This is a genomic window from Micromonospora sp. WMMD736 (assembly GCF_049179015.1).
Classification (GTDB): Bacteria; Actinomycetota; Actinomycetes; order Mycobacteriales; family Micromonosporaceae; genus Micromonospora.
This window is the reverse complement of record NZ_JBMHMI010000011.1, coordinates 1-5,994: the sequence shown is the minus strand read 5'-3', so window position 1 is coordinate 5,994 and position 5,994 is coordinate 1. Positions and strand designations below refer to the sequence as shown.

Sequence of the window (5,994 nt, the reverse complement as noted above, 5' to 3'; positions counted from 1 at the left end):
CCGCCATTGACGTGTAGCTCTCGTAGGCACCCTCGAGGGCCAGCGCGCCCGGCTCGCCGGGATGCGCCACCAGCGGCATCAGCGTCGGGGCACCCCCGCGGGCGACCGCGATGCGGCTCTTGACCCCCACCACGGTCCAGCGCAGCGCCGAAAGCACATCCCGGTGCGCCACCGCCGCCCGGCTGACGGCCACCCCACTGGTCAGCGGGGTCATCGCCACCACGGCCGCCACGCCCAATCCTTCCGAGGCCACCCGCAACACGTGGCCCCCGGAGAACGAGGTGCCCCACAGCGCGATCCGGCTGGGGTCGACGCCAGGCAGTCGCCGCGCGGCCGCTACCGCGGCCCGATAGTCCTGCAGCTGACGGTGCACCGAAACATGTTGCCGGGGTTGCCCGGCCGAGGTGCCGAAGCCCCGGTAGTCGAAGGCCAATGCATCCAGACCCGCGGCGCTGAACCGCTCAGCGAACTGCTCGAGTCCGGCGTCGATGGTGCCCCCGAAGCCGTGCCCCAGCACCACCGCCGGCCTACCGCGAGCGCCGGCGAAAGCGTCTTCAACACCGCAGAAATGCCACCCGGCGCAGCGTTGTCCGGCGGAGTAGAAGCCGACCTCGGCGTGCGTCATACCCCAGCCCCCGACCAGGACGGCTGCGGCACGTGCTGGGCGCGCTTGATGCCCGCCGGAAGCTCGCGGGCGCGGATGTCGTGCTCGTAGTAGAAGTAGTCGACCTGCTGAGTGTGCCGCGGCCGGTCGATGCAATGGCCGGCGTGCAACCGCTGGTCGGCGTCGATCACCCGCTCCATCTCGTCGACCCGCGGCAGCGCGTAACGTCCGACCGCGTAGGCGGCCAGCAGCCGTGACTGGCATTCCACGAACGGGAACAGGGTGGGAACGGCCTGCGCGAAACCGATGAACACCAGATCATCCATCCCCGGCTTGAACATTCGCTTGTAGAGCCGAATGTGGTTGTCCGGCGCATCGATCACGCCCGGATCAAAGAACGGGAAGGTGATGTTGTAGCCGGTGGCGTAGATGATCGCATCGAATTGGTCACTGGTGCCGTCGTCGAAATGCACGGTGTCACCGTCGAGCCGGGCCACGTTGGGTTTCGGGATGACGTCACCCGACCCGAGTCGCAACGGAAGTTCCACCGACTGGGTGGGATGGGCCTCGAACAGCTTGTGGTTGGGCGCGGGCAGCCCGTAATTCCGCGGATCCACACCCAGCATGGGGGCAATCAGTTGGACGAACTTGCGCTGCCAGGACAGCGGCAGGTACGGCGTGGTGCGGAAGAGCTTGTCTCCGGGCTGACCGGCGATGTACTTCGGCACGATCCAGGCGCTGGACCGGGTCGACAGCGTCACCGTGTTCTGCAGTGCCTTCGACGACAGTTCAACGGTGATGTCGGCGGCGCTGTTGCCCAGACCGACGATCAGGATCCGCTTACCGGTCAACGGCAGCGGCGTCTGCGGATCGATGTAGTGGTGGGAGTGGATGGTCTCGCCGGTGAACGTCCCTGCAAACTCGGGCAACCTCGGATCCCAATGATGCCCGTTGGCCACCACCAGCAGGTCGAATTCGCGGGTGGCGCCGGCTTGGTCGGTGATTTGCCAGCCCCCACCATCGACGCGGTGGGCACGCGCCACGCCATTGGTGAACTCGATGTTGTCGAGCAGGCCGAACGTAGCGGCGTAATCGTCGAGGTATGCCTTGATGTCGGAGTGATGCGGAAACGCCGGGTAGTGCTGCGGCATCGGAAAGTCCTTCAAGGACAGCCGGTGTTTAGACGTGTCGATGTGCAGCGACCGGTAGGCGCTGCTGTGACCGTTGGGATTGCCGAACGCCCAATTGCCGCCGATCCGGTCTGAGGTCTCGAAGGTCGTGTAGGGGACTCCGTAGTCCTTGAGCATCTTGCCGGCGGTCAGACCGCTGATGCCGGCGCCAATGACCGCCGTGCGTGGGATTGCCTGCCCCATCACGTGCCCCTCTCGTTGTGATGCAGGACACTACAAGGCGTTTTTGACGTACGCCAATAGCTGCTGACAGCTGTCAGCCCATGATGCGGACGATCGACTCGGCCACCGCCGCCGGCTTCTCGGCACCCTCGAGTTCGACCGTGGTGGCCATCGTCACCTGCACCGCACCGTCGAGCTGCGCCACCGCGGCGACCTGCGCCCGGGCCCGGAGTCGGGCCCCCACCGGGACCGGGGTGATGAACCGGACCTTGTTGTAGCCGTAGTTGATCGCCATCGCGACGTTGTCGACGCGGTAGAGCTGGTGCATGAAGTGCGGCAGCAACGACAACGTGAGCAGGCCGTGGGCGATGGTGCCGCCGAACGGCCCGGCGGCGGCCTTGTCCGGATCGATGTGGATCCACTGGTGGTCGTCGGTGGCGTCGGCGAACACGTTCACCCGCTCCTGGCTGATCTCCATCCACTCGGTGGGCCCGAGTTCGGTGCCCTCGGCGGCGGCGAACTCCTCGATACCGTTGAAGACCTTCATGCCCTGCTCCTCTCGAACGCCGCGGCGCTTCGCCTGCGTGGGATCAGCTCAGAAGACTACGGTCTGGTTGCCGTACCTGATCACGCGGTCCTGACAGTGCCACATCACCGCCCGGGCCAACACCAACCGCTCCACATCGGAACCCAGCCGCATCAGATCCTCGACGGTGTGCCGGTGGTCGACCCGGACCACATCCTGCTCGATGATCGGCCCGTCATCGAGTTCGTCGGTGACATAGTGCGCGGTCGCGCCCACGAGTTTGACGCCGCGCTCCTTGGCCCGGCGGTACGGCGCCGCTCCGATGAAGGCCGGCAGAAAGGAATGGTGGATGTTGATCACCGGGCAGCCCACCGCGGCGAGGAACTCGGGACTCAGGATCTGCATGTAGCGGGCCAACACCACCAGGTCGACGTTTCCCCGCAACAGATCCAGTTGGCGCCCCTCGGCTTCGGCCCGGATGTCGGCGGCGGAGGGCACATGAACGAACGGCACGCCGAAGGGCCTCACCTGGTCGGCCAGGTCGGGATGGTTGGAAATCACCAACACCACCGACATGTCGAGTTCACCCCGGCGGTTACGCCACAACAGGTCCAGCAGGCAGTGGTCCTCCCGGGACGCCATGATGGCCACGCGCTTGGGTTTGGCCGCCTCGGTGAGCAGGAAGTCCATCTCGAACCGGGCTGCCACCTGCTCGGCGAAGTCCCGCTCCAGGCCATCGCGCGCGGCCGCCAGTCCAGGCAGATGAAAGATGGTGCGCTGCATGAACGTGCCGCCGGTCTGCTCGGTCGCGTGCTGATCGAGGGTGACGATGTTGGCGCCGGACTGGGTCAGGAAGGTGCTGATGGCAGCCACGAGGCCGGGGCGATCGGCACAGCGCAGCAGCAGCCGGCCCATATCGCGCACCGGGAGCTGGCCGCGGCCCGGTTCCGGGTATTCGTTGGACACCTGCACGAGAATGTCATCTCCCCCGCCAGGCACAAAACGCGCGAGCTGTCCTGCGGCGCTACTGACCCGCGGGCCGGTACCGGTGAACGTTTCGGCATGTGCGCGCCGGTGAGTGCGGCTCGCGGGTCTCGCGCAGTGCGTGCGGAAGCTGGCGGTTCCCCGCTTGACAGCGTGACCGGAGCGGCAACGGCCCGTCATCGCCGGAGAGCAGTTCCAGCCGACCGAACCTGCTGGCCGGCTGCCGAACCAGCCCGACTTGCAGCGGTCCGCCCGGAGCTGGCAGTCCGGGAGCCTCGAGGCGGTGCTGCCAATCCCCGCCGGAAACGGCGACGCCGTGGCGGGCGCGCACCGCGAACGGTCCATCGGGCGTGGTGAACACTGCGCCGGCCACCTCGCCGTCGTCAAACACGATCCGCTGCAGGCTGCTGTTCGACACCTCGATGGAGCGGTCCCGAACCTGGCCGGTCAACCATTCGGTGAGCGACCCAGCGTCAAGGCGGACGACCTCGGCGCTGGTGTCCAGCGTCCCCACCAGGGCCACCTCGACAGTCTCGCCGTCGCCAGACCGCATTGTCGTCACTTGGTTGCCGCCCAGCCGGGTGTACATGAAACCGTAGGGCGAGGCCAGGCAGCGGAGGGCCCAGTCCCGCAAGCGCGCACCGAAGAACGGTTCCACCCCGCGGTCATCGCCGCTCGAACTCTGCGCGACGACCACCCGCATCGGCACCTTGACATCGTGCGGCGCGGTGTTGAGCGGCCCCAGGTCGCCCGTCAGCGCAGCGAAGTAGTCGCTGGTAGCCGCATCAATCAGCGCGGGCCCGAGCCACTGCATCCCGGGGCCCGGCTGGGCCGATCCGCTGGCCAGCACCTCGATCTGCGGTCGTGCCATGAACACGTCCAGGCCGGCGTCCACGGCGATGACCGCGCTGGCCAGTGCGCCGACACCGAACCCGGTGCAGATCACATCGACTTCGTCATCCCACAACACCGTTAACTACCTTGCAGTTTGCTCAAATTGACGTCGACGGAAACTACCGAGCGACGTCGACCGACGTTGGACGACCCCCGACGAACGAGACAGTACTACCACCACAGAGTGGTTCACAACGGGCTTTCATCTCCGTCGTCGCAGTCCGACGACGTGTCTCAAGATGTGGAGCCAAGGTTGCGGCAGCCCACCCGACGCTCTCCATTGATTTGCTGTCGGGCAGCTCGGCAACGCTGAGACGGTGCCACAGCAGGTGCATCGGCACGCGCGTTGACGACCCGGCCGACCGCACCCAAATCCGCGGCGTCGGCGGCCAGAACGGGGTTCGCGCCTGCGAACCGCTAGTCATCACGAGGCGTACTTTACATACCATTGGGATGTCCTGCAGCGTTCGCGATAACCTGCAGTATGGCAGCGTCCAGGAAGCTTCGCGCCGAGCGGCCCTGCCATCCGGCGGTACCCGCCGCATCAGTGAGAGACTGGATCTAAATGACCACTTCGTGTCACGCCCCGCCGACCAGCCGCAATCGTCCGGCGGCTGGGATGCGGCAGTGACCGACCAGCTGGACAGGCGCGCAGACCTCACCCGCCTGCAGATCATCCAGGCCGCGTCGCGGCAGTTCGCGCGCCGACCCTACAGCCTGGTCAGCCTCGATGACATCCTCACCGACGCAGAGGTCACCAAGGGCGCGATGTACTTCCATTTTCGTTCCAAGCACGCGCTCGCGACGGCCATCGTCGAGCACCAATCCGATACCGGACGAACCACGGTTGACGGGTTGACAGCGCAGGGATTGTCCGGCCTGGAGACCATGATCGACGTGGTGTTCCAGGCGGCGATTGACGACCTCACCAATGACATGGCCAGGGCCGCGCTGAACCTGCTCGAATCGATCGGTCGCACCGACGGCCTGCAGGAACGGGTGCTCAACCAGTGGGCCAGTACCCTCGCCGGCATCGCGAGACGTGCGATATCGGACGGCGACATCACCGGCCACAAGCCAGAGGACATCGCGCGCTTCCTACTGTCGATGCACCTCGGACTGCGCCACACCAGTGTGATCGACAAGCCCGACGTTTTTCTCGACGACCTGCGGACCGCATGGCTGATGGCACTTCCCGGGTTCGCCGCGCCTGACCGACTCGGGTTTCTGACCACGTTCATCGAGCGTCGCACCGCTCTGGCGGTCAAGAAGGCGGCGCTGGCTCAGCGCGATGCTCTATGATCAGGGCTCTGCGCCGGTTCACGATGAGCTCGGAGGATCTGAAGGTTGGTGCGGCAGGCCCGATCCGAGTTGACCAGGCGTCGAATCGTTGACGCAGCGGTGCATCTTTTTGGCGAGATCGGTTATGCGTCAACCGGACTGAGTGACATCATCGAACACGCCGGACTCACCAAGGGCGCGTTCTATTACCACTTCGACTCCAAGCAGACTGTCGCCGAACACATTATCGACGAAGGCGGCGCAGCGGTACTCAACGCCCTTCGCGGGGTCCACGAATCGCCTACGCCCGCACTAGAGGGAATCATCCACGGCAGTTTCACCATCATCGAGAT

The 5,994-nt window shown here is 65.9% G+C and carries 7 protein-coding genes; 2 read left to right on the top strand and 5 right to left on the bottom strand.

Annotation, left to right across the window (positions count from 1 at the left end; translation table 11 throughout):
• The 5 genes from ACN269_RS32560 to ACN269_RS32540 all read right to left on the bottom strand — a co-directional run.
• The coding region (locus ACN269_RS32560; RefSeq protein ID WP_421476840.1) for an alpha/beta hydrolase at positions 1–625 on the bottom strand (625 nt) is incomplete at its 3' end.
• Entirely contained in the window at positions 622–1,977 is a 1,356-nt protein-coding gene (locus ACN269_RS32555; protein ID WP_421476839.1) for a flavin-containing monooxygenase, read from the bottom strand. The genes ACN269_RS32555 and ACN269_RS32560, both read right to left, overlap by 4 nt.
• A gap of 73 nt (positions 1,978–2,050) precedes the next feature.
• Entirely contained in the window at positions 2,051–2,503 is a 453-nt protein-coding gene (locus ACN269_RS32550; protein ID WP_421476837.1) for a MaoC family dehydratase, read from the bottom strand.
• A 48-nt stretch (positions 2,504–2,551) separates the two neighbouring features.
• Positions 2,552–3,397, bottom strand: a complete 846-nt coding sequence (purU, locus tag ACN269_RS32545; RefSeq protein ID WP_421476842.1) for a formyltetrahydrofolate deformylase — start codon at positions 3,395–3,397, stop codon at positions 2,552–2,554.
• A gap of 109 nt (positions 3,398–3,506) precedes the next feature.
• A complete protein-coding gene (locus ACN269_RS32540) occupies positions 3,507–4,436 on the bottom strand; it encodes a hypothetical protein (RefSeq protein ID WP_421476835.1) in 930 nt (309 codons plus the stop codon).
• Positions 4,437–4,987: 551 nt separating this feature from the next.
• Between ACN269_RS32540 and ACN269_RS32535 the strand changes: the two genes are divergently transcribed.
• Positions 4,988–5,662, top strand: coding sequence for a TetR family transcriptional regulator (locus ACN269_RS32535; protein WP_421476833.1), 675 nt, complete (start codon positions 4,988–4,990; stop codon positions 5,660–5,662).
• A gap of 48 nt (positions 5,663–5,710) precedes the next feature.
• A partial coding sequence (locus ACN269_RS32530; RefSeq protein WP_421476831.1) for a TetR family transcriptional regulator occupies positions 5,711–5,994 on the top strand: 284 nt, incomplete at its 3' end.